Source organism: Providencia sp. R33, from assembly GCF_019343475.1.
GTDB lineage: Bacteria > Pseudomonadota > Gammaproteobacteria > Enterobacterales > Enterobacteriaceae > Providencia.
Genome location: NZ_CP072453.1, coordinates 2,237,162 through 2,262,165, shown reverse-complemented (window position 1 = coordinate 2,262,165; position 25,004 = coordinate 2,237,162). Strand labels below are relative to the sequence as shown.

At 43.1% G+C, this 25,004-nt stretch carries 20 protein-coding genes; 7 read left to right on the top strand and 13 right to left on the bottom strand.

What is annotated here, in order from left to right; translation table 11 throughout:
- Nucleotides 1-162 precede the first annotated feature (162 nt).
- The 3 genes from fdnG to fdnI are packed head-to-tail and all read left to right on the top strand — an operon-like array spanning nucleotide 163 to nucleotide 4,757.
- Entirely contained in the window at nucleotides 163-3,210 is a 3,048-nt protein-coding gene (fdnG, locus tag J6836_RS10755) for a formate dehydrogenase-N subunit alpha (protein WP_219249169.1), read from the top strand.
- A gap of 10 nt (nucleotides 3,211-3,220) precedes the next feature.
- The gene (gene fdxH / locus J6836_RS10750; protein WP_219249168.1) at nucleotides 3,221-4,108 is read left to right on the top strand and encodes a formate dehydrogenase subunit beta; all 888 of its coding nucleotides are present in this window, start codon (nucleotides 3,221-3,223) and stop codon (nucleotides 4,106-4,108) included.
- Entirely contained in the window at nucleotides 4,101-4,757 is a 657-nt protein-coding gene (gene fdnI / locus J6836_RS10745; RefSeq protein ID WP_219249167.1) for a formate dehydrogenase-N subunit gamma, read from the top strand. Before fdxH ends, fdnI begins: the two co-directional genes overlap by 8 nt.
- A gap of 73 nt (nucleotides 4,758-4,830) precedes the next feature.
- On the opposite strand, the gene J6836_RS10740 is transcribed toward fdnI, so the two are convergent.
- Nucleotides 4,831-5,385 (bottom strand): GNAT family N-acetyltransferase, encoded by a 555-nt coding sequence (locus tag J6836_RS10740; protein WP_219249166.1) that lies wholly within the window; start codon nucleotides 5,383-5,385, stop codon nucleotides 4,831-4,833.
- Between the two features lie 4 nt (nucleotides 5,386-5,389).
- A complete protein-coding gene (locus tag J6836_RS10735) occupies nucleotides 5,390-5,830 on the bottom strand; it encodes an acetyltransferase (RefSeq protein ID WP_219249165.1) in 441 nt (146 codons plus the stop codon).
- 199 nt (nucleotides 5,831-6,029) lie between these two features.
- On the opposite strand from J6836_RS10735, the gene agp reads away from it, so the two are divergent.
- Nucleotides 6,030-7,283, top strand: a complete 1,254-nt coding sequence (agp, locus tag J6836_RS10730; RefSeq protein ID WP_219249163.1) for a bifunctional glucose-1-phosphatase/inositol phosphatase — start codon at nucleotides 6,030-6,032, stop codon at nucleotides 7,281-7,283.
- A gap of 302 nt (nucleotides 7,284-7,585) precedes the next feature.
- On the opposite strand, the gene J6836_RS10725 is transcribed toward agp, so the two are convergent.
- The 11 genes from J6836_RS10725 to ttrS all read right to left on the bottom strand — a co-directional run bounded on the left by J6836_RS10725 (nucleotide 7,586) and on the right by ttrS (nucleotide 19,790).
- The gene (locus tag J6836_RS10725; RefSeq protein ID WP_219249161.1) at nucleotides 7,586-8,023 is read right to left on the bottom strand and encodes a universal stress protein; all 438 of its coding nucleotides are present in this window, start codon (nucleotides 8,021-8,023) and stop codon (nucleotides 7,586-7,588) included.
- A 209-nt stretch (nucleotides 8,024-8,232) separates the two neighbouring features.
- A complete protein-coding gene (locus J6836_RS10720) occupies nucleotides 8,233-8,802 on the bottom strand; it encodes a tetratricopeptide repeat protein (RefSeq protein ID WP_219249159.1) in 570 nt (189 codons plus the stop codon).
- Between the two features lie 599 nt (nucleotides 8,803-9,401).
- A complete protein-coding gene (locus J6836_RS10715) occupies nucleotides 9,402-9,809 on the bottom strand; it encodes an acyl-CoA thioesterase (RefSeq protein ID WP_042847983.1) in 408 nt (135 codons plus the stop codon).
- Between the two features lie 205 nt (nucleotides 9,810-10,014).
- Nucleotides 10,015-10,371, bottom strand: coding sequence for a hypothetical protein (locus tag J6836_RS10710; protein ID WP_219249157.1), 357 nt, complete (start codon nucleotides 10,369-10,371; stop codon nucleotides 10,015-10,017).
- A 108-nt stretch (nucleotides 10,372-10,479) separates the two neighbouring features.
- Entirely contained in the window at nucleotides 10,480-11,898 is a 1,419-nt protein-coding gene (locus tag J6836_RS10705; protein ID WP_219249156.1) for an NAD(P)/FAD-dependent oxidoreductase, read from the bottom strand.
- A gap of 287 nt (nucleotides 11,899-12,185) precedes the next feature.
- Nucleotides 12,186-12,980 (bottom strand): PhzF family phenazine biosynthesis protein, encoded by a 795-nt coding sequence (locus J6836_RS10700; RefSeq protein ID WP_219249154.1) that lies wholly within the window; start codon nucleotides 12,978-12,980, stop codon nucleotides 12,186-12,188.
- A 140-nt stretch (nucleotides 12,981-13,120) separates the two neighbouring features.
- Nucleotides 13,121-14,650 (bottom strand): peptide MFS transporter, encoded by a 1,530-nt coding sequence (locus J6836_RS10695; RefSeq protein WP_219249153.1) that lies wholly within the window; start codon nucleotides 14,648-14,650, stop codon nucleotides 13,121-13,123.
- Nucleotides 14,651-15,033: 383 nt separating this feature from the next.
- Nucleotides 15,034-16,260 carry a multidrug efflux MFS transporter MdtG gene (gene mdtG / locus J6836_RS10690; RefSeq protein WP_219249152.1) on the bottom strand — a complete coding sequence of 409 codons (1,227 nt, stop codon included), beginning with the start codon at nucleotides 16,258-16,260 and terminating at the stop codon, nucleotides 15,034-15,036.
- Between the two features lie 42 nt (nucleotides 16,261-16,302).
- Nucleotides 16,303-17,247 carry a Kdo(2)-lipid IV(A) acyltransferase gene (locus tag J6836_RS10685; RefSeq protein ID WP_219249151.1) on the bottom strand — a complete coding sequence of 315 codons (945 nt, stop codon included), beginning with the start codon at nucleotides 17,245-17,247 and terminating at the stop codon, nucleotides 16,303-16,305.
- A 72-nt stretch (nucleotides 17,248-17,319) separates the two neighbouring features.
- Nucleotides 17,320-17,916, bottom strand: coding sequence for a tetrathionate respiration response regulator TtrR (ttrR, locus tag J6836_RS10680; RefSeq protein WP_219249150.1), 597 nt, complete (start codon nucleotides 17,914-17,916; stop codon nucleotides 17,320-17,322).
- Between the two features lie 116 nt (nucleotides 17,917-18,032).
- On the bottom strand, nucleotides 18,033-19,790 hold the full coding sequence (gene ttrS, locus J6836_RS10675) for a tetrathionate respiration histidine kinase TtrS (RefSeq protein ID WP_219249149.1): 1,758 nt from the start codon (nucleotides 19,788-19,790) through the stop codon (nucleotides 18,033-18,035).
- A 254-nt stretch (nucleotides 19,791-20,044) separates the two neighbouring features.
- On the opposite strand from ttrS, the gene ttrB reads away from it, so the two are divergent.
- From ttrB to ttrA, 3 genes are read left to right on the top strand one after another with little or no spacing between them, the layout of a single operon-like run.
- Nucleotides 20,045-20,782, top strand: coding sequence for a tetrathionate reductase subunit TtrB (ttrB, locus tag J6836_RS10670; RefSeq protein ID WP_219249147.1), 738 nt, complete (start codon nucleotides 20,045-20,047; stop codon nucleotides 20,780-20,782).
- Nucleotides 20,764-21,810 carry a tetrathionate reductase subunit TtrC gene (gene ttrC / locus J6836_RS10665; protein ID WP_219249145.1) on the top strand — a complete coding sequence of 349 codons (1,047 nt, stop codon included), beginning with the start codon at nucleotides 20,764-20,766 and terminating at the stop codon, nucleotides 21,808-21,810. Before ttrB ends, ttrC begins: the two co-directional genes overlap by 19 nt.
- Nucleotides 21,803-24,877, top strand: a complete 3,075-nt coding sequence (gene ttrA / locus J6836_RS10660; RefSeq protein WP_219249143.1) for a tetrathionate reductase subunit TtrA — start codon at nucleotides 21,803-21,805, stop codon at nucleotides 24,875-24,877. The genes ttrC and ttrA overlap by 8 nt, the downstream gene beginning before the upstream one ends.
- Nucleotides 24,878-25,004: the final 127 nt, after the last annotated feature.

Here is a 25,004-nt window from a genome sequence, read left to right as displayed (position 1 = left end):
TAACAATAAATACCCTATTGGTGGTAATTTTAATTGTTGTTTAACTACTCAGTTAATATTAATTAAACTTTTATTTTCACTTTAATTGATTTTAGGCAATATCTAATCATATTAGGCTGCTATCCTCACACCGATTTATACAAAAAATATAAAGAGGTAGCAATGAACGTTAGTCGCAGAAAGTTTTTTAAAATCTGTGCTGGCGGGATGGCAGGTACAACTGTAGCTGCGTTAGGTTTTATGCCTGGAATGGCAATAGCTAATGTACGTGAATATAAATTACTACGCTCAAAAGAGACGCGTAATACTTGTACTTACTGTTCTGTCGGTTGTGGATTATTAATGTATAGCATGGGCGATGGCGCCATGAATGCTAAATCCGCGATCTTCCACGTCGAAGGAGACTCCGACCACCCTGTAAACCGTGGTGCTTTATGTCCAAAAGGGGCTGGCCTACTGGATTACATCCACAGTGAAAATCGTTTACGTTACCCAGAATATAGGGCACCAGGCTCCGATAAATGGGAACGCATTAGCTGGGATGATGCTTTCACGCGTATTGCGCGATTAATGAAAGATGACCGCGATGCAAACTTCATTGAGAAAAATGAACAAGGTACGACAGTAAACCGTTGGTTATCAACAGGGATGTTATGTGCATCCGCTGCCAGTAATGAAACGGGAATGCTGACCCAAAAATTCGCACGATCGCTAGGTATGCTGGCGGTTGATAACCAAGCGCGTGTCTGACACGGACCAACGGTAGCAAGTCTTGCTCCAACATTTGGTCGCGGTGCGATGACCAACCACTGGGTTGATATCAAAAATGCGGATGTTGTCGTCGTAATGGGCGGAAACGCTGCGGAAGCTCACCCTGTTGGGTTCCGCTGGGCAATTGAAGCAAAAAACAATAATGATGCAACACTGATAGTGATCGATCCGCGTTTTACGCGTACCGCATCAGTCGCAGACCATTATGTGCCAATTCGTTCAGGTACCGATATTACTTTCTTATCGGGCATTTTACTGTATCTGATTGAAAACAATAAAATCAACGCTGAATATGTTCAGAACTACACCAATGCGGCATTAATTGTCAGAGATGATTTTGACTTTGAAGATGGCCTATTTAGTGGCTATAACGCTGACAAACGCAGTTATGACAAAACCAGCTGGAACTACAAATTTGATGAAAATGGTCACGCTCTGCGCGATGACACATTACAAGATCCGCGTTGTGTTTGGAATTTACTTCGCAAGCACGTCTCACGCTATACGCCTGAGATAGTTGAAAAAATTTGTGGTACTTCACAAGCCGATTTCTTAAAAGTGTGTGAAATCCTCGCGACGACCAGTGCCTCTGAAAAAGCGGGTACGTTCCTGTATGCGTTAGGTTGGACACAACATACCGTCGGTGCGCAAAATATTCGTACCATGGCGATGATCCAGTTACTTCTCGGTAATATGGGGGTAGCGGGCGGTGGTGTGAACGCATTACGTGGTCACTCAAACATTCAAGGTTTGACAGACTTAGGTCTGTTATCCACCAGTTTGCCGGGCTACCTGACGTTGCCTTCAGAAAAACATCTTACTGTCGATAATTACCTGACGGCGAACACGCCAAAAGCGACATTACCGAATCAGGTGAACTACTGGAGTAATTATCCGAAATTCTTCGTCAGCTTAATGAAATCATTCTACGGTGATTCTGCTCAAGCAGATAACCAGTGGGGCTTCGATTGGTTACCTAAGTGGGACCAAGCTTATGATGTTATGAAGTATTTTGACATGATGAGCCGTAATGAAGTCACCGGTTACATTTGCCAAGGCTTTAACCCAGTTGCGTCTTTCCCGGACAAAAACAAAGTGGTTAGTTGCCTAAGTAAGCTGAAATATTTAGTGGTTGTTGACCCTCTGGTCACAGAAACGGCAAATTTCTGGCAAAACCACGGTGAGATGAATGACGTCGATAGCGCTTCAATTCAAACGGAAGTCTTCCGTCTGCCATCAACCTGTTTTGCGGAAGAAGATGGTTCAATCGCCAACTCTGGCCGTTGGTTACAATGGCACTGGCAGGCCGCGGATGGCCCTGGTGAAGCGCGTAATGACGGCCAAATTTTAACGGGTATTTTGTACAAAATCCGTGAAATGTATGAGAAAGAAGGCGGCCAAGGCCAAGAACCTCTGATGCAGATGAAATGGAATTACAAACGACAATTCCACCCTGAATCAGAAGAAGTGGCAAAAGAGAACAACGGTATCGCACTGGCTGATCTCTATGATAAAGACGGTAACCTCCAAGCGAAGAAAGGTGAATTACTGAGTTCTTTTGCGCTGTTACGTGATGATGGAACGACAGCCTCTTCTTGCTGGATTTATACCGGTTGCTGGACAGAAAAAGGCAACCAGATGGCAAACCGTGATAACAGTGACCCATCCGGTATCGGTAATACATTAGGCTGGGCTTGGGCATGGCCTCTGAACCGTCGCGTGATTTATAACCGTGCATCTTGCGATACCAAAGGTAAACCATGGAATAAAGACCGTGTGCTTATCGAATGGAACGGTAAAAAATGGGTGGGTAATGACATTCCTGACTTTAACGCATCCGCACCAGAAGTGGGAACCGGTCCATTTATCATGCAACCTGAAGGGCTAGGGCGTTTATTTGCTATCGATAAGATGGCAGAAGGGCCATTCCCTGAGCACTATGAGCCGTTTGAAACGCCATTAGGTACAAACCCATTGCATCCAAATGTGGTGTCTAACCCTGCAGCGCGAATTTTTGATGAAGACAAGAAACGTCTTGGCGATCACAAAGATTTCCCTTATGTAGGAACCACATACCGTTTGACCGAGCATTTCCATACGTGGACAAAACACGCTCGCTTAAACGCAATTGCTCAGCCAGAGCAATTTGTGGAAATCAGTGAAACTTTAGCGAAAGCGAAAGGCATTGCACTGGGCGATAAAGTCAAAGTTAGCAGTAAACGTGGCTTTATCAAAGCGGTCGCTGTGGTGACACCACGATTGCAAACCCTGATGGTTGATGGCAAACCGATTGAAACGGTTGGGCTGCCAATTCACTGGGGCTTTGAAGGCGCAACGCAAAAAGGTTTCATTACCAATACGTTAACGCCATCTGTGGGCGATGCTAACTCTCAGACACCTGAGTACAAGGCATTCTTAGTTAACATTGAGAAGGCGTAAGGAGGGGAACATGTCCATGCAATCTCAAGACATTATTAAACGTTCCGCTACCAATAGCATTACGCCTCCGCCACAGGTGCGTGATGATAAGTTGGAAGTGTGTAAGCTCATTGATGTGTCATCCTGTATTGGTTGTAAAGCTTGTCAGGTAGCATGTTCGGAGTGGAATGATATCCGTGATGAAGTCGGGCACTGTGTTGGAGTTTATGATAATCCAACCGATTTAAGTGCAAAATCTTGGACGGTAATGCGTTTTAGTGAAACGACTGAGATGGGTAAATTAGAGTGGTTGATCCGTAAAGATGGCTGTATGCACTGTACTGATCCTGGCTGCTTGAAAGCCTGTCCATCCGCGGGTGCAATTATTCAATACGCAAATGGTATTGTGGACTTCCAGTCAGAAAACTGTATTGGTTGTGGCTACTGTATTGCGGGTTGTCCTTTCAACATTCCACGATTGAATCCAAAAGATAATCGTGTGTATAAATGTACACTATGTGTTGATAGGGTCAGTGTTGGCCAAGAACCCGCTTGTGTGAAAACTTGCCCAACGGGTGCTATTCGTTTTGGTACAAAATCCGAAATGTTGGAATATGGCGCAGAGCGCGTCACGAAACTGAAAAATCGTGGTTATGCGCAAGCGGGGATTTATGATCCTGAAGGGGTCGGTGGTACACACGTTGTTTATGTGCTGCACCATGCAGACAAACCTCAATTGTATCATGGCCTACCAAAAGACCCGCAAATTGATACACCAATCAATCTGTGGCAGGGAATCTTGAAACCACTTTCTGTCGTTGGATTTATCGCGACTTTTGCTGGACTGATCTTCCACTATGTTGGAATTGGCCCGAACAAAGACGTGAGTGATGAAGAGGAGAAAGATGACCATGAGTAAAAAAAGCAAAATGATTGTGCGGACAAAATTTATTGACCGCGCTTGTCACTGGACAGTCGTCATCAGCTTCTTTTTGGTTGCTTTGTCAGGTATCGCACTCTTTTTCCCAACACTAAAATGGTTGACGGAAACCTTTGGTACACCACAAATGGGACGTATTCTTCACCCGTTCTTTGGTGTACTGATATTTGTAGTGCTGATGTTTATGTTTGTTCGTTTCGTGAAACACAATATCCCAGATAAACAAGATTTACCGTGGATCAAAAATATTGTTGAAGTCCTTAAAGGGAACGAACATGAAGTGGCTGATGTAGGCAAATACAATGCCGGTCAAAAAATGATGTTCTGGAGTATCATGAGCTTGATTTTCGTGCTCTTGGTAACAGGCGTTATTATCTGGCGCCCTTATTTTGCTCACCTTTTCCCAATGTGGATGGTCAGATGGGGCTTGCTCATTCATGCGGTAGCTGCCATCGTTCTCATCCATGCGATCTTGATCCACATGTATATGGCATTTTGGGTCAAAGGCTCGATTAAAGGGATGATTGAAGGTAAAGTAACGCGCCGTTGGGCGAAAAAACATCACCCGCGTTGGTACCGTAAAGTTGAAGCAGAAGAAGCTAAAACGGAAGCTGAAAGTAAGAAATAATTGACGATTAAGCGAGCCAAATCAAGCCATCACACTGTGATGGCTTTTTTGTGGGGATTGTTTTGGTGGTACTTTAATGACGGTAATCGCTCGCTTTGAGGCGATACAACACATGCTCTTGCAACCAATGACCATCAGGGAGAGCAGGGTGATAAAAATTATCAGGTTGTTTTGTCATGCCAAGACGTTTCATCACCGATTCAGATGGGGTATTGAGAACTGCAGTAAATGCGACTATTTCACGGAGCTTTAACTGGGTAAACGCTAATTGAATGACAGCTTTCGCTCCTTCAGAAGCAAAACCTTGGTGCCAATAAGTGGGCAGTAAGCGCCAACCGATTTCAACGCAGGGGGAAAAGGGCAGGTTAGCGGCGGGGATATTTAAACCAAGAAAGCCAATAAATGCATTGGTTTCTTTCAATTCAACAGCCCATAACCCCCAGCCACCTTGCTGACTAAATTTGGTGATGATGGTATCTAAAAATTGTTGGCTTTGTTGCTCATCTAATAGGGCAGGAAAGTAACGCATCACATCAGGGTCGCTATTAAGTGTATAAAAAGCGGCACTATCTTCTTCTTGCCATTTTCGAAGGCGTAACCTTGGGGTCTCTAACTCGATAATGTTCATGATATTACGCAGTTTTTAAACGCATATGTAGCAGAGGAAAAGGGTTTCCTTCACCATCTAACTCAGAACGGCCATATTGCACAAACCCCATATGCTGATAAAAACCAACGGCTTGTGGATTTTGCTCATTGACATCAAGCTCAGTGACACCTAATTCTTCAATAGCGTATTGCAGGAGTTTTTTCCCAGTTCCTTGACCGCGGTTTTCTGGGGAGATAAACAGCATTTCAAGGCGGTTTTCAGCGCAACCCAGAAAACCTACCATTTTCCCTTCATCATCAAAGGCAACAAATACGGCTAAGTTTGGCAAATAAAGTTGCTTGATTGCCACTTTGAGTTCGTTGATTTTTTCTTCGGGTAAAAAATCGTGGGTAGCTCTGACCGAAGCCTCCCAAACGCGAATTATTTCATCATCATGTGCACGACTGGCAGCTTGGACTATCATTATATTGTCTCCCTAAAATAATGCTGCAATCTTAAATCGCAGACCTGTAATGTCAATGGCTGATTTTAATTTTAGTTAAGGCTAGTTTTGAGATATTAATCTCAGAAAAAAAAGTCAGCTTTGTCATTATTAGATAAATTTAGATTATTGGGGCGGTTTAACGTCTTTTCACTTTTCCATATTGGGTAGGGGTATCTTAATGAAATATAAAGTGTTAACACTATGTTTATCTGCGGCTTTATTCGCACCGATTGCACCAACCATGGCAAATACTGACAATCAATCAGATATGGTTTTAGACCAAGTATTAGTTCTTAGCCGCCACAATTTACGAACTCCGATTGTTAATACCGGTATTCTTACCGAAGTGACTGATAAAAAATGGCCTGACTGGGATGCAAAAAGCGGTTATCTCACCACGCAAGGTGGGGCGCTTGAAGTGTATATGGGGCACTATTTTAGAGAGTGGATTGATCAAAATAAACTTCTAGCGGATGAATTATGTCCAACCAGTAATGAAGATATTTATATGTATACCAATAGCTTACAAAGAACGATAGCGACAGCACAGTTCTTTGCAGCAGGTGCATTCCCAGGTTGTAAAGTGAATATCCACCATCAACCTGAAATTGGTAAGATGGACCCCGTCTTTAACCCAATTATTACTAATGGCTCCCCTGAGTTTAAACAAAAAGCCCTTGCGGCAATGGATGATTACTTAAAAGGTTTATCACTAAAAGCGGGTTATGAAGAACTCGATACGGTGTTAAACATTAAAGATTCTCAAAAATGCAAAACGGACAAACTGTGTAATCTCGATAGCCAAAAAAATAGCTTTATTATCGAAGCGGATAAGGAGCCGGGTGTTAGTGGCCCACTGAAAATTGCCAATTCCGCAGTGGATGCTATCGACTTACAATATTATGAGGGTTTCCCTGCCGATCAAGTGGCATGGGGGCTTGTTGATACCCCTGAGAAATGGAAAAAACTCAATACGCTAAAAAATGCGTATCAAGAAACGTTATTTACACCAAAAATTATCGCGAAAAATGTGGCTCACCCAATCCTCAATTATATTGATAAAGGCTTTGTATCTGTAGATAAAGGGGAAACAGCCAAATTTATTTTCTTGGTGGGGCACGATTCCAATATTGCGTCATTGATGTCAGCGATGGATTTTAAACCGTATCAGCTAGCACAGCAGTACGAGCACACACCAATCGGCGGCAAATTGGTTTTCCAACGCTGGACAGATAAGCAAGCGAAAAAAGACTTTATGAAAGTGGAATATGTTTATCAAACTGCTGATCAACTGAGGGATAACGCCTATTTATCCCTTGAGACACCACCAAAACATGTCACTTTAGAACTGAAAGATTGCCCGATTGATAAGAATGGCTATTGCTCATGGGAAGATTTCCAAAAGGTGATGGCAAAAGCGTTAGAACAATAAACGTTTGAGTGTAATATTCAAAGCCCATTCGCTGCAAAGTGGTGTGGGCTTTTTATGACTCGATTTTTATGTTCTGAATAGTGTCTTAGTTAATGCAGTCAAATAAAAGACGAAAAAAACCCTGCTATAAAAGCAGGGCGTGAAAATCACGAAAATGTTTATGAACCTATAATCTACCTCAATTAGTGATAAAAATAGCACTATAATGTGTATGGTTTTATTGATTTTTGTAACAATCATTAAGCATAAACTTATTATTAGTAAATAAAGCTAAAATCATCAATAATTTGAGATAGATTGGTTTATCTGATAACTAATACACTGGTTTTCGCGTAACGTACGACGGAAGCTGCATTTGAACCTAATAAATACGTTGTGATGTTTGGGCGACGTGAACCCAGTAAGATAATATCGGCACCAATGTCTTCAGCAGCGGCTAAAATTTCATCTTTTACTAAGCCAACACTCGCATTTGCATGCACTTTATCCGCAGGAATGGAGAATAATTTTATTTTCTCTTTTAGCTCAGCAAGAATAATCTCGGCTTGTTTTTCATCGTCTGGGAAATCACCCGGTAAAATAGTGCCACCGTAGCGCAGGTAGTTAGAAATTGGCGCGGTAACAGCCAAAAAGTAAACATTTGCATTATTCAATTTTTGTAGGGAATTGACATGTGGAACTAGCATATTGGTCAGCGCGTCTTCGGTTACATCAATCGGAACTAAAATTTTATTGTACATAATTTCTCCTTTCTTATTGTATATTATAAGTTTAGTTCATTATCATACATTTTGATATTGATTGTTAATAATAGAATAATAACCGATTGATTTTCGTTGAGGTGTGAGCCAGTAGCCGCAATCAGATTTTTAGCAAATAAAAACGAACATGACCAATAGGGTGATGTTCGTCAAAATAGGAAAAATAAAAGGTCGTGGAAAGTGCTAGACTACTTTTTAGGGCACGCTTCCGTAATACCTGCTTTACAGGCTTGTGCTAAATATTCTGTTGCTAATGCATCATTAATTTCGGTACCTTCACCGCTTTCAAGCATTTTTCCAAGCTGATATTGAGCGGGAGGGAATTTTTTATCTGCCGACTTTTGAAACCACTCAAATGCAGTAATATAATTTTGCTTTACACCAATCCCTTGGTAATAAAATTGCCCCATGTAGTTTTGTGCCTCAACATTCCCTTTATTTGCTGATTTTTCAAATAGCTCCATCGCAGTTTCTAGGTTTTGTTCTACACCATTACCATTTAGGTACATATCACCTAGAAATAGCTGAGCGTCAGTATTGCCTTTATTGGAGGCCATCGTCAGCCATTTTTTGGCTTTGCCATAGTCTTGTTTCAGTTCATTACCCAGATAGTAACCAATGCCAAGCATGACCTGCGCTTTAACATCGCCTTTTTGGGCTTCTTGCTCAATACGTTTGATGGTTTCTTTAGGAACCGCAGCAAGACTGAGGTTAATGGATAAAATAAAGATAAAAATAAGTGAAAGAATTCTAAGCATGGTTTTATTTCTTATGTCATCGATGTCTATTACTATTATTTATAGGCAATAAAGTGAATTTTTGCACATTAATTATAGAACTCGCCTAACTACTTCAAACATATACATAATGCTATGACGAAGATATCGCATTTTAAATAATAAATGTTTTTGTAAGGCCTTACACTCTTTTAGGGTAATAGTGTATTGAAATACTCTACGTCCATAATTGCTAAATTACAATATTTATTCGCAATTACATCTTATAGGAGTACGCCTTCAGTGTTAAGAGATGATTCTATGTTATTGTTGTAACAAGGTATTAATACTTCCTTATTTTTTAAACTAAGTATTTCTAATTATGATGATTGCATATTAATAGGCATTTTATAAATCGCATATAAAAATTAATTTTTTGTTGAAAATCCTTTTTGGTGAATTATGCCAAAAAGTCTCATGATTTAAACTAAAAATAGATTTATTTAATGCTTTTGGATTAATAAATTAAGAGATAGAAAAATTAAATAATTAAAGGTCAGACAGATAAGTAAAGTGTGAATAAAAATAGATCCACACTTTATTTACACCAAAAAGGTGATAATAGACGGAGGGACTAAATACTATTCGCCAAATAGTGGCGTTGGTTTGCCATTGTCATCGATAGCCACAAAGTTAAACTGGCCATGGATCACCTCTTCACGGCCTTCAGAATACATATCTTCTAAGAAGATGGAGACATTCACCGTTAAACTGGTTCTACCGACTCGGATGACTTTCCCGACAAGTTCAACAATTGTGCCTGATGGGATTGGGTGGGTAAAATTGATCTTTTCTGTGGAAACAGTCACTAAGCGCTTGCGGCTAAAACGGGTTGCGGTGATAAAAGAAACTTCATCCATCCACGCTAAAGCGGTACCACCAAATAAGGTACTATGGTGGTTTGTTGTGGTAGGAAAGACAACTTTAGAAACGCGGGAAATGGATTGTTCGATTTTTTGTGCGATGACATCATCAGCGATGGAACTCATGGTTGGGCCTTACAGTTGTTACTTGGTGTATTAATAATGTTAAAGCTAAGTGTAATACTCCTCATAAATAATTACAGCAATAAATGAGAAGTGAATCGATCCAGTCTGGAATGTTTTTGTAATAGAGCACATTTTGCTATCGCGATAGAGGGGGAGGTTGACCCACAACGGTAAAATGCGGATCAAAATACATAAAATGGGGCGTTTAGTTATCTAAATATTCAGCGCTCATACGAATAGCTTTCGCACTCTCGCCATTTTTTACGCAAGAGACCAAAAAGGCTTTGGATTCAGCCCAAATAGTGGCAGAAAAATCATCGCCATCAACGTCTTTTTCGATGGTAATGGGGTAGTTTTCAACACCATCTAACCACTCTTTTAAACCTGATTTGCAGGTAGCAAAATCCTCTTTTGCTATTGTGCCATCCAAGACAGGCATTGCGATTTTGGGCTTTTGCCCCGATGCAATCATATTTTTAACTTGTTCTATTGTGTAATTTTTCTCTGCAATTACGCCGAAACTGACTAACGAAATCATCATTCCTAATAATAATTTGTTCATAATCACTCCATTTGATTTAAGTCGTGAATATTAAGGGATTGATGAATATTAGGCAATAAAAACCCCTCCAATTTGGAGGGGTTTTGTGATCGCGATGGAGCGAATGAATTAGCTGAATCTGTACAGGCTAAATGGTTTTACATTCAGTGCAGGTTCTTTGCCTAATAATAAATCGGCAGTTAATTCAGATGAAACTGGGCTTTCTGTCATACCCCAACCTGTTGCGGTATTGATAACCAGGCCTGGGTACTCATTGACTTGAGAAATAATTGGATGTTCATCTGGCGCGATAGCCATTGCACCACTCCACTGATCAATCAGTTTTGAGTCTTTAAACGCAGGGAATTCGGTTTTAAGTTTCTCAAATGATGCATTCAGTTCTGGTAGGTCTGGTAACGCAGTCATATCTCTGTGTTTTTCAAATGGCGAAACTTCATTTAGTTTCCAGCTGGTTGGCTCTGTGAATGAGTTAATCAGCTGCTCATTTAACGAAATATGCACTGGGAAATCAGGCATTGATAATAATGGGATATATTTATAGCCATAAACAAAAGAATCTTTCACGACTGGCGCAACGATAACACGTGGAGAGGTTGCATAGGTGCCATCAGCTTGTTCACGGAAGAAGATATTGCCCGGTAATGCGACGTTACCACCCGGTGCAGTTGGGGAACCAGAAATTAACTGTTGGGATTGGTAAGCTGGCAGCGTTGGGACATCTACCCCTAAATTCTGCATAAACAGACGAGACCAAACACCACCCGCAACGACAACGCGAGACGTTTTGATTGCCCCTTTTTCAGTGACAACATCTGAAATTGCGCCACCCTGAGTTTCTAACCCTCTTGCTGCACAGTTGGTGTAAATCTTGATACCCAGCTTTTTGGCGTGCTCTGCCATCACGAAGGTTGCAATTTCAGCATCTAAACTACCTGAATCTTCTTCGAAACCAGCGATGCTCCATTTAGATTGCGCACCTTTCAGGCGCTGATCTAACTCAGCACCTTCAATAATACGGGTTTTGAATGGAATATCAGAACCGACATTTTTGCTGGTGGTATCAATCCACTCTCTTACGTTGACTAAGTCTTCTTCATCGAGTGGAACTTCAACACGGCCTTGAGTACGGTAGCTGGTATCAGCGCCCACTTTGGCATTCATTTCTCTCCAGCGGTGTTTGCCGAGATGGTGAAGTAAGAAGGTTTCTTCTGGCATTTTATAAGTGATAACTTGGCCGTAGAAACGGGAAGATTGTTCACCTGCGATATTGCCTTTTTCAACGATGACAACATCTAAGCCGCGACCAACTAACTCAATCGCAGTCATAATCCCAAGAATTCCAGCACCAATAACAACGACGTCAGCTTGTTGTGGTAGTGCGCCTTCAGTTCCAGCTACGAAGCCATGTCTTGGCTTACCTGGAACAAAGCGACCTTCACGCGTTAGCATTGGCGTTAAAATTCCGGCACCAGCGGCTACAGTGACAACCGCGCCACCGATAAGAAATTTTCTTCTAGTAATAGCCATTTATAGAGTTCCTTATATAGAATGAGTTTTTAACAGTTAATCAAAGCGTCAATAAGCAATACTTATAATTGTAATTATATTTTTAATTATAATTATGATTGTAAACTAATTTAACGTTGATTTAAAATTTTTAATTAAATGTTAAAAAAATTATTGTTTAATCTGAGATAAGGAACACAAAAGCGAGGGAAGAGTCATACCTATCGCATACCGACTATCATCTAATGTCATTATTGATAATGTGGGTATTGGCTTAAATATGAGCTCTTGAATTAATATTTTGCAATTTATTGATTAATTTGGATTTTACCAGTTAAAAATAATGTGGCATTTCCTGTTAGCTTAACTCTGCCATTATTGACCTCGCAGTGGATCATACCGCCTCGTTTCGATAGCTGCTTTCCGACTAATGCTGTTTTTTGTAATCGTTTTGCCCAAATTGGTGCAATGGCACAATGAGAAGTCCCTGTAACAGGATCCTCATTTACCCCTTTAGCGGGTGCAAAGTAGCGTGATACGAAGTCACAATCGTCTTCAGTAGATTGTGCTGTGATTGTCAGTCCTGGTAGAGGAAGCTGTGAAAGTCGTTGCATGTCAGGCTGGCAGTTTTCGATTTGCTGTCTATTTTTAAGAAAACACAGATAACGGTCTTTGGCGAGCCAAAGTTCGGTGATTTCAACGCCTAAAATATCAGCAAGTTCAGGGTATTGGTTTGGTGAACTAAGTACAGAATCAAGGATTGGGAAATCAAGGGTTAACCCATGTTTACTACAGGTTACTATTAATTCGCCAGAAAGTGATTTGAAGACAATGGGTTGAGTGGATTGCTGCAAGACATTATTAAGCACATAAGCAGTCGCTAAAGTGGCATGGCCACATAAGGCAACTTCCATTTTTGGGGTAAACCAGCGGATATGTTGGCCCATTAAAAATGCGGTTTCCGATAAATTAATTTCCGCGGCTATAGCAATGAGCTTGTCATCTGGCAACCAATCATCCAATAACACAATAGCAGCAGGGTTACCGTGAAATAGGGTATCGGTAAAGGCATCAACATAATAGACAGGCAGAGAAAGAGGCATACTTAACATTCCGCTTATGAAAAATAAGGCAGAAAGTATAATCCGATTCAAAAAAAATAATAAGCAAAGTAATGGCGAAGAAGAAAAGAAAACTGCCCAATAACGCTATGCTATTGAGCAGTTCAAATTAATGAAGATAATTACGCTTTAGCTTCGTTTTTATCCGCATTTTTAAGCATCTTTCTGACTGGAATAATCAGTGCAGCCAATACGACGGCACAGATAACCAATGCGATAGACACGTGGGAGAACAATTCAGGCATTGAATCCAGTTGGTCTTTACGGATGTTTCCACCCATAATACCCGCCGCTAAGTTACCTAATGCGCTCGCACAGAACCACAGACCCATAACTTGACCACGCATTTTTTGCGGTGCTAACAAGGTCATTGTTGCTAAACCAATTGGGCTTAAGCACAGTTCACCTAAGGTCAGTAATAAAATACTGCCCACTAACCAGAACGGTGAAACGCCGCTTTGTGTTGCTAATACTTGGTTTGCGGCAACCATCATGATAGCGAAACCGCCCGCGGCAAATAAAATACCGATAACAAATTTCGTCATGCTGCTTGGGTTCATATTGCGTTTAGCGAGGGATGGCCAGAACCAGCTGAATACCGGTGCTAACAGAATAATGAACAGAGCATTAATGGATTGGAACCAAATAGTTGGGATTTCAAAGCTTCCCATTTGGCGATCGGTATAGTCACGAGCGAAAATGTTAAATGAAGTCGGTTTTTGCTCGAAGGCTGACCAGAAGAACGCCGCTGCAACCAGTAAAATTAAACAGGCCAATAAACGTGCGCGTTCGCTGCTGTTTAAACCTGCAAAGAAGAACATAAACAGGAAGTAGATGCCCACACAGGTTGAAATTACATAGGCAGAGTTTCTCGCAATTATTGATGCGTTGAATGGGATTGTGCCGTTATCGATTAAAATAACCAATACTGCGAGCAATACCATTGCAAAAGTGACCCATTTGCCGACATTTTTGCGTTGAACTGTTGGGTGGTTCCAGGTGGAATCTAAGCCAACTTCTTTGTCATAACGGCGCATTTGTGGGATAGCGTAGAAGCGGAAGATTAACAACGCCACTAACATCCCTAAACCACCAAGGCCAAAGCCTAAATGCCAGCCGTATTTTTCATGCAGTGGGCCAATGATTAATGGAGCAATAAATGACCCCATATTGATACCCATATAGAACAGGGAGAACCCACCATCACGGCGCGTATCTTCTTTCTTATACAGGGTACCGACCATCACTGTGATACAGGTTTTAAACAATCCAGTTCCAAGTACGATCAGTAACAGACCGACAAAGAAGAAGGTGTTTGTTAAAAATGCAGACATTGCGATGGATAAGTGACCAAATGCAATGATCAGTGAGCCGTACCAAACCGCTCTGCGTTGGCCTAACCAGTTGTCGGCTAACCAGCCGCCCGGTAACGAGGTGATGTAAACACCACCTGCAAAGATACCTACGATTGCAGAGGCTTGTTCAATTGGCAGCTCCATGCCGCCTTGTAAGAGTGCCGCACTCATAAACAGAATAAGTAGCGGGCGAACGCCGTAGAAAGAGAACCTTTCCCACATTTCGGTGAGGAAAAGTGAACTCAGCGGGTATGGATGCCCGAAAAAAGTTTTTGTTTTAGTCGCAGAATTATTCATCTGTGAACTCCCATAAATCATCTCTTGAGAGGTTGTGCATGATATAAAACACCAAGCCGAGCGCCTGAGTGTCGATTATTATTTGATATGTTAACTTTCAGTTCGGAAACATATTTTTAACATACATTATTATAGAATCGCCCATAAACAGAATGAATTTATTGTAAAAGGCGAGGTTTTAAGGTGAAAAGTCGATATAACTCTCATTTCTCACGATAAGGTAGGGGAAGATACAGGATTTTTATTGACAATAAAAGAAAGAATTTTGAATCGATTAAGTTGTTATTAAACAGTTAGTTAATCATTTAAAGTATTATTTTTTCGTTAAGAAAACAATAAAGCTTATAAAGCATCAGGTTTTTGGTTAAAAACTATCTGGTTGATTATTGTTCAGTTGGAGAGGCACGTAGGCCATCGGATTGGCGACGAATAATAAGCCAAGAATAGATAAGGTTAAAAAGAACTAAAGCAGCGGTGAAGAAAAAGACGGCTCTAAACCCATAGGTTGCCGCCACAAACGACCCCATCAGCGGCCCCGTTACATTACCAACATCACGCAGGGCTTGGTTGTAGCTGAAAATTCGACCTGTCACTTGGTGGGAAATATTATAAATAATCAGTGTCTGAACCGCTGGCAGCAAGGCGGCGTTGAGTGCCCCTAATAAAAAGCGTAGGAAGCCTAGCTCCCAATAGCTACTCACGAGCCCCATCGGGAATAACACGAAAATTGAAGTGCCTAAAACAGCCAATAGCACTTTTTCAGGGCCAATACGGTCGCTCAATTTACCCAGCATCGGCGCGCTAATTAATGCTGCAACACCCGGAATAGATGCAATAACTCCACTAACAAAGGCCAAGTTATCAATGGAGTTTGATAGCTCCCGAACATACAGGGTGATTACTGGGTTAATAGATCCCATTGCGGCTTGAATAATCATCGTGGTGAAAAACAGGCTGATCACCAAGTTTTTATTTCTTAAGGAGGCAAAAACTTGCTTACTGGTTAAGGCATCTTTGCGAGAAACAGGGGTAAATCGCTCACGAACATAAAAAAGGGTGACGAAAAAACAGATAAATAGCACAGTGGCCGTAATAAAAAAGACTGGGCGCAAGCCATATTGGTCAGCAAGGAACCCGCCAATTAATGGGCCAATAAGTGCACCACTCACCGCCCCCGTGGCTAAAACGCCCATCGCCCAGCCGCTTTTTTTTACCGGAATTTGTGTGGCGATTAGCGCATTCGCATTGGGTACAAAGCCGCCAAGTAAGCCCAAGATGGCTCTTAACACCAATAACTGCCAAATATTTTGTGCAAAGCCAATTAATACCATCACAATCGCCATACCAAGCGCAGAGCGAAGCAGCATTAATTTACGGCCTTTACGATCCGATAAGCGCCCCCAAAATGGCGCAGCGATGGCGGAAAACAAGAAGGTAATACTGAAAACGGCACCCGTCCATAAATTCAACGAGGCGTGGTCTTTGACGCCGAGTTCTTCAATATAGAGGGGGAGAAAAGGCATGATCAAGCTAAAGGCGGCGCCCGTTAAAAAGCAGCCGAACCAGACGACGTATAAATTTCTTTTCCAGTAGGTGCCTTTTCCCGTCATATTTTCTCTTTATATTTAGACCTACAGCTAACTTGTCATAAATTAATGATGAATTTTATCAAGATCCCCATACAGCGACGCTTCGCCTTGTGGGCGTGTCTTAAAGCGGCGATGTAGCCACATATATTGCTCGGGCGCGCGCAAAATTTCTTTCTCGATGACTTGGTTCATCATGGTTGCGGTAGCGACACTATCCTCCACGGGGAAATTATCCACAGCAGGTTGTATCAGTAGCTCGTACCCTTTGGCATTGGGCAAGCGACGTGCAGCGAAAGGGACTACAAGTGGATTCGCTAAGCGAAGCAATATTTGTGAGCCATTCGTGGTTGCGGCTTTCTCAACGGCAAACAACGGCGCGAAAGTGCTATTGCGCGGGCCATAATCGTGATCAGGGGCATACCAGAGAATTTCCCCATCTTTCAGAACACGCACCATGCCTTTGACATCTTTACGATCGAGCATGTACTTATTTGAACGTAAGCGCCCACGGGTTTGCAGCCAATCAATGAGGATATTGTCATTGGCGCGGTAAACACCAATGCCCGGGTTTAGCATGCCAAAGGCTCGGCCACCAATTTCTAAGGTGAGAAAATGTACACCAAGCACGATAATGCCACGGCCAGTCTCTTGGGCCGCTAACATATTTTCACGGCCTTCGACTTTAAACCAACGCTTAACACGCCAATCAGGCCAAAACCATGCCATACCTGTTTCAAATAACCCCATACCGACAGATTCGAAATTTTTATCAATATAGCGTTGTCTTTCTTGCAAACTCATCTCAGGGAAACACAATTGCAGATTGCGATCGGCGATTTGTACGCGTTTTTTTAAGAAACGCTTGGAGAATAACCCGAGGCGAGTTCCCATCCAATAAATAACGGGATAAGGCAATAGAACAAGAAGATAAAGTACGGCAATTCCCATCCAGGTTAGCCAGTAACGTGGATGAAGTAGGCGTTTTTGAAAAGCAGGAGCTGGTATCATTAGTATCCGATTATTTTAGTTTGTAATGGTTAACTTTATTAATTAGGTTTAATTGAATCTAATTATATCAAATTATTCTTTTAATGAATTCACTGACTGCATAGTACTCATCAATTCAGCGATGTTTCTCACCGCCATTTTTTCCATCACGCGGGAGCGATGTACCTCAACTGTGCGCACGGAAACGCAGGTGGCTTCAGCAATTTCACGGTTAATTAAGCCTTGAAGCACATAGCGACAGATTTCTTTTTCCCGAGGTGTTAGCGTTTCATAACGTTGTTTAATCAAATAATTTTCGGTGGATTGCGTGGTTTGTTGCTGAGCTTGTTCAAGTGTTTTTGCTAATTGCTGGCTATCAATCGGTTTTTGTAGAAAATCGACTGCGCCAAGTTTGACTTGCTCAACAGCCATCGGGATATCCCCGTGCCCAGATAAAAAAATCACGGCTAATGTGCTGTGTTGATCGCGTAGAAACTGGTGGACCTGCCTACCATCTAGCTTTGGCATGCGCATATCAAGTAAAACCACCCCCTCTTGATGAAGAGCGGCATGTTGAATAAATTGTTCACTGTCATTCCAGACGGTGACGGTGTAGCCCAGTGTTTCAAGTAAAAACTGGCAAGCATCGGTCACATCGGTGTCATCATCCACTAGATGGATCACTGGCATAAATACAGACCTCGTCGTGTAGAAGGTGACTCTATTAGCTAGGCTTAAGTCAGCGTAATAAAGCCATTGTCACATATAATTAATCTGAATGTTATCAATTGCGTGGCAAACCGTGCTTAGTTATTCAAATTGTCGGGATAATTAAAAATGAGTGTCACTCTAAGTCCATTTAACCCATCGTCACTGAGATTGTTTTCAATGCGGATGTCCCCACCTTGGCTTTGGATCAGGCGTTGGCAAATCACTAAACCGAGCCCTAAGCCTTCTTTTTTGGTGGTGGCAAATGGGGTTATTCCTTGCTCAAGCTGCTCTGGTGGCATACCGCCAGCGTCATCCTGTAAGACTAATAAAAAACGGTTTTGAGCAAAATGGAAACCAAAGCGTAATGTGGTAGCGCCTGCTTGCAGGCTATTGCTAACCAAGTTGGACAATAATTGCTCTAATAAAGTCTCAGGCAGCCTTAATGACACATCATGGGTGTCTGGTAAGAGTAGTTTAGCATCAGGGTAGTGCTGATCAACGCGTAATAGCTGCCAAATATGGTTAATGGCTTGCTTAACAGATTGCTGGCTTAAGTTCAGTGTTGGGTCTTGCCCTGGTTTGCCTGCCCAAAGGCGTAAATTACGGATGATATCCGCACCACGTTGAGCTTGGTTATCAATTTTTGTTAACGCATTAATTAACGAGCTTTTTTCTGCGCCTTTATTTAGCAGCAAAATACACCCTTGGGCATAGTGGCGAATAGCAGATAACGGTTGGTTTAGCTCGTGGGCAAAGCCTGATGCCATTTCCCCTAATATATTGAGTCGCTGTGCTTTTTGCAGATTTGCCTCTTGCTGACGTAACCGGTTATGCGCCTCTTCTAACTGACGGCTGCGGCGGCGGACTAAAAAGGCAATCCACACGTGGTTTACCCCAAGCAATACAAAAAAGAGGGCAACAAAGCCAAGGGTGATTTGGTTTTGGATTGTCCAACTGACGATGTCTTGCCAAATTTGCCGCTGCTGTGGGTGTTGGTTCACATCCCGCAAAAGCGTTTCCACTTGGGTAACGGAGGCAGGGGCTCCCCAGCGCATAGTGCTTTTATCTGCTGAGAGTAAGGTCTTAGTGACTTTGTCGACAAGGTTATCTGGCACTTCGCTTAGGGCAGCAAATGACCAATTAGGATAAAGTTCGGTGCTGGTCAGGCAAGATAGCGAACTGGGATGTTGAATGAGCGGCCGAAATTGGGTTTTATCAATAAGCCCTTCACTGTGCATATTTTCCAGTAAACAAACTGGAACAATGACTGCTGACAACGAGTTATCGCGCAGTGCATATAACAAGGCATCTGCGGGGAAGCCCAAAAATTGCATCTGAAAATCTTTTTCGGCGTCATAGCCTAAATCCCGCAGCACTTTATAGCCTAAGAGATACCCACCAAAAGCATCAGGGGAAATCGCCCCCACTTTTTTGCCAATCAAATTTTTGGGTTCCGTAATATCACTGTTATTACGCACCAGTATCAGGCTGCCAATCACGTTGCGAGTGGTGCTATTGGGTTCGACATCAGAACGTAAGGAAAGTAGCCAACGCAGGTGATAACGGCTATCGAGTTGAATAAATTGTGCAGGGTTAGTCAGTAAAAAATCAATCTTTTGGTTGGAAATGGCTTCGCGCATTTCATCGAGATTTAAAGGTTGGAGAGTGAAACGTTCCCCAGGAATGGAATCATTTAACGTATTAACTAAAGGTTGCCAGTGAGATTGGGTGGTACTTGGGCCACGCAAAGCCAAAACGCCGATTGTCCATTGCGCGGAAATCGCCGGAAATGACCAGAACAGAAACATGGTTAATAGTATGTGATACAACGGTATAGGCGATTTTTTTAACATATTTGGGTTATTCGTTGCGTTAGATCAATTTAGCTTCGGGTATGTGGTAAACCACAATAGGGCGCTGGCTCCTCTCTTCCTACAATGGCACTACAAGCTTTACCAAGATAACACACCAGTTTTAAAGAGAAATAAGAATTTCTGCGGTTATCTTAACCGGACTGAACCGATTGTCAATAACGCTTGTAAAACAAATAACATATTGATTAATAACTTTTATTTTCGCATTAGCAATGTCAATACTGGAGCCAATTATGGATCTGAGTAAACGAAAATTTCTACAACAAATTGGGGCAGTGACGGCGGGTGCGTCGTTAATTCCAATCTCGGAAGCTGGCCTAAACCTATCTCCAACACGTCATGAAGGCAATCCTGAAAAACGTTATGGGATGCTAATCGACCTACGCCGTTGTATTGGTTGTCAATCTTGTACGGTGAGTTGCTCGGTTGAGAACCAAACACCACAAGGCCAGTTTAGAACGACTGTTAACCAATACCAAGTCGCAGTGAAAGGCGAGGAAGGCTTTACTAACGTATTGCTACCGCGCTTATGTAACCATTGTGATTCGCCACCGTGTGTGCCTGTATGTCCTGTTCAAGCCACTTTCCAACGTGAGGACGGCATTGTCGTGGTAGATAACGAACGCTGTGTTGGTTGCGCTTATTGTGTGCAAGCTTGCCCGTACGATGCCCGTTTTATTAACCACTCCACACAAACTGCGGATAAATGCACCTTCTGTGCACATCGCTTAGAAGTCGGTTTATTACCTGCATGCGTCGAATCTTGCGTAGGCGGTGCGCGTATTATTGGTGACTTAAAAGACCCGAATAGCACCATCCGTAAAATGCTGACTGAACATGAAGCCGAAATCAAGGTACTCAAACCAGAGAGTGGCACATTACCACAAGTTTTCTATATCGGTTTGGATGATGCATTTGTGCAGCCGCTACAAGGTAAAGGGCAACCCGCATTATGGCAGGAGGTGTTCTGATGGACGGTCAAGTGACATATATTTCTGAAATTATGGCTCAGCCACAAGAGTTTTTCTGGCTACCGTGGGCGGTGCAATACTTTTTCTTTATCGGAATTGCCTCTTGTGCTGTGCTGTACGCGTGCTACCTGCATTGGCAAAATAAAAGCGAAAATGGCCGATTAGAGATGATTGCAGTGTTCATTGCGATCACCATGGGGATCACTGCGCCACTCGCGTTAACTGCAGATTTACACCAAACGGCACGGGTTTGGCATTTCTACGCACATCCAACACTGTGGTCTTGGATGTGGTGGGGCTCCGTTTTATTACCATTATTCACCACGTTTATTGGTTTATATTTTGTTGCCCTGATTGTGAAAATGGTCTGGAAAAAAGAGTTCAAAGCAACACGTTGGGTGGCATTGCTAGCGGCATTATCTGCAATGGGCTTATTGCTGTACACCGGCCGTGAAGCATCAATCTTAAACGCACGTCCAATCTGGTATAGCTGGTGGATGCCAGTATTAATGTTCCTAAGTGCGTTGCAAGTTCTGCCTGCATTGATTGGTTTGGGAGCACGTAAAGAGCCGCAATACCAAAACCGTTTAGCGCGTTTCCAAGTGATTACCCTGCTGTTATTTGCGGTGTGTTTCGCACTGTGGCTATCAGGGGATACCACTTCGGGTATCGCGGTGCGCCAACAATTAGATACGGCAAGTGCAGGTTGGTGGATGCTGATGGGAGTTTGTGCTCTGTGGTTAATCACATTTTCGATGTCAGTGAGTAACATAAAAGCTATCCGTTCAGTGCCTTACATTACTGTTTTAGCCTTAGTTTCGATGGCTTTTGCTTGGACATTACGTTGGATTTTCCTGATGGAAGTTCAAGCAGTTCCAAAATATAACATTATCGCGAATCCATACCACTTCCCACTGGGGACTGACGGCCTGATGGCTATTGTAGGCACATTTGGTCTATGGATTGCGTTAACAATTATTGTTCGTGAAGGTGTTCGCTGGTTTGCGAGGAGAGTGCAACATGGCTAAATTCTCAAGACGTCAATGGCTTAAAGGTGGTTTGGTTGTCGGTGGTATTGCGTTATTTGGTGCGAGCTACCGTGATGTTGCCAAACGTGCAGTCGATGGTCTGGTTAATGGCACCTCCGGTAAAGTCACGTTAGACCGCCTTAACGGCAACTCACTACGCCCAGAAGGGCAAGCACTGAAGGGCTGGCAGGAAAACCCAGAACAAGTGGTAGCGATGACTCAATGTTTTGGTTGCTGGACTCAGTGTGGTATTCGTGCCCGTGTCGACACAGCGAAGAATGAAGTGCTGCGTATCGCAGGGAATCCGTACCACCCGTTATCTCACGAAGAGCATTTCCCTTATGGTATGCCGCTAAAAACTGCGTTCAACAAAATGAGCGGTGAGTCAGGTTTAGAACATCGTTCAACAGCGTGTGCTCGTGGTGCGACTTTGATGGAAGGCTTAACTAGCCCACTGCGTATTTTAGAGCCGATGAAACGTGTCGGTAAACGCGGCGAAGGTAAATGGGAACGCATTAGCTTTGAACAACTGATTAAAGAAGTGGTTGAAGGCGGCGATTTATTTGGTGAAGGCCATGTGGATGGGTTAAGAGCCATTCGTGACCTCGAAACGCCATTAGACCCATCACAACCTAAATTAGGCCCGAAAGCGAACCAACTGTTAGTGACTAACGCAGGGGACGATGGCCGTGATGGCTTTATTCGTCGCTTTGCACAAAACGGCTTTGGTAGTAAAAATTTCGGTGCACACGGCTCTTACTGTGGCCTCGCTTACCGCGCAGGTTCAGGGGCATTGATGGATGACTTGGATAAAAACGCCCACGTCAAACCTGATTGGGATAATGTGCGTTTTGCCTTATTCCTCGGGACGTCTCCTGCACAATCAGGGAACCCATTTAAACGCCAAGGCCGCCAGTTAGCGACAGCGCGTTTACGTGATTCCTTTAATTATGTGGTTGTTTCACCTGCATTGCCTCTGACGACAACATTAGCCAATGACCACGGTCACTGGGTGCCTGTACAACCGGGTACTGATGCGGCGTTAGTGATGGGGATGATCCGCTGGATCATTGAAAACGAGCGCTATAATGCAAAATACCTCAGTGTGCCAAGTGAAAAATCAATGGAAGGCATGGGAGAGAAAAGCTGGACTAACTCAACCCATTTGGTCATTACAGATGACTCGCATCCATTAGCTGGCAAATTATTAATCTCCTCTTATCTCACAGGGGAAGGGGATGATGAAAAAGCGTACTTAGTTCAAGATGCCTCTGGCGAATTGAAACTAGCAGACGAAGTCCCTGCGGCGGAGCTTTTTGTCACCCGCCAAGTGACATTACACGATGGCAGTGAAGTTACGGTGAAATCGAGCTTCCAATGCCTAAAAGAAGCAGCAAATCGCATGACGCTTGAAGAATATAGCGAACGCTGCCATGTACCAGTGAAAACCATTGCATCACTGGGCAAAGCCTTAACATCTTACGATAGAAAAGCGGCGGTCATTTCCCATGGCGGTATGATGGGGGGCAACGGCTTCTACACAGCATGGTCAGTCATAATGCTTAATGCATTGATTGGTAACTTAAACTTGAAAGGCGGTGTGTCTGTTGGCGGCGGTAAATTTAACGGGGAGAACGATGGCCCACGTTACAATATGGCGAGCTACAAAGGCAAAGTGAAACCGAAAGGCGTTGTATTATCTCGCAGTAATGAAGTCTATGAAAAATCAGATGAATTTAAAGCGAGACTAGCAGCAGGTGAAAAACCGTACCCAGCAAAAGCGCCTTGGTACCCGTTTGCCAAAGGGCAATTAACCGAGCAATTGGCGTCCGCATTGATGGGTTATCCATATGCCCTAAAAGCGTGGGTCACCAATATGACGAACCCAGTATATGGTATTGCGGGTATTCGCCAAGTGATGGAAGAAAAGCTGAAAGACCCAAAACATCTTCCATTAATTATTGGTATCGATGCCTTTATGAATGAAACCACTGCGCTGGCGGATTACATTGTGCCAGATACTCATAACTTTGAAAGTTGGGGGTTCAGTGCGCCGTGGTCAGGTGTTCAAGTCAAAGCCAGTACGGCGCGTTGGCCAATTGTTGAGTCTCGTACAGCGAAAACGGCGGATGGCCAGCCAGTTTCAATGGAAAGCTTCTGTATTGCAGTAGCAAAAGAGCTGAAATTACCGGGCTTTGGTGACAACGTGATTGAGGATATGGATGGCAACATGCATTCACTCAATACTGCGGAAGATTACTACCTGCGTGTGGCAGCTAATATGGCTTGGTTAGGGGAAAAACCCGTACCGGAAGCTGCAACGGAAGACATCCAAATCAGTGGCGTTGAACGTATTTTACCTGCGATCACTCGCACATTGAAACCTGAAGAAGTGCGCCGTGTAGCTTACATCTTCACACGCGGTGGCCGCTTTGCGCCATATGAAAAAGCGTGGGATGGTGATGCAACAGGGCCACAGTGGAAAAAAGGGTTACAGATTTGGAACCCAACCGTTGCGATTAACCGCCATGCGATCACCGGTGAACGCTACAGTGGTTGTCCAACCTACTACCCACCACGTATGGCGAACGGTGATGACGTCAATAAAGTGTTCCCAGAAAAAGAGTGGCCACTGAAACTGATGTCATTTAAATCCCATGTAATGAGCAGCTCAACGACCGTGATTGAACGCTTACGCCATGTTAAACCAACCAACCTTGTGGCTATTCACCCTGATGATGCTGCGAAAATGGGTGTAAAACACGGTGATTGGATCCGCATCACCACACCGGGTGGAAATGCAGAAGCTCAAGTAAGTGTATTAGATGGCGTGATGCCAGGAGTGCTAGCGATTGAGCATGGTTATGGTCACACTGAAATGGGCGCGAAACAGCACTATTTAGACGGCCAACCAATGCCAATGAACGCGGCAAATGGTTCAGGTATTAACTTAAACGACCTCGGGTTTGCTGACCCAACACGTGAAGTGGCGAATACTTGGCTTGATTGGGTATCGGGTGCTTCTGTTCGCCAAGGTTTACCTGCGAAAATTGAGTTAATCAGCTAGCTAGGTTTTAACGTAGTAGTAAAAAGTTGCTACCTTGCGAGGTTCTGCATAGCGTTGCAGGTCAGCAACTTTGTTTTAAGCAGTTGACATTGCGCATCAACAGTGTGTTTCTTGCACTGTGACTTCG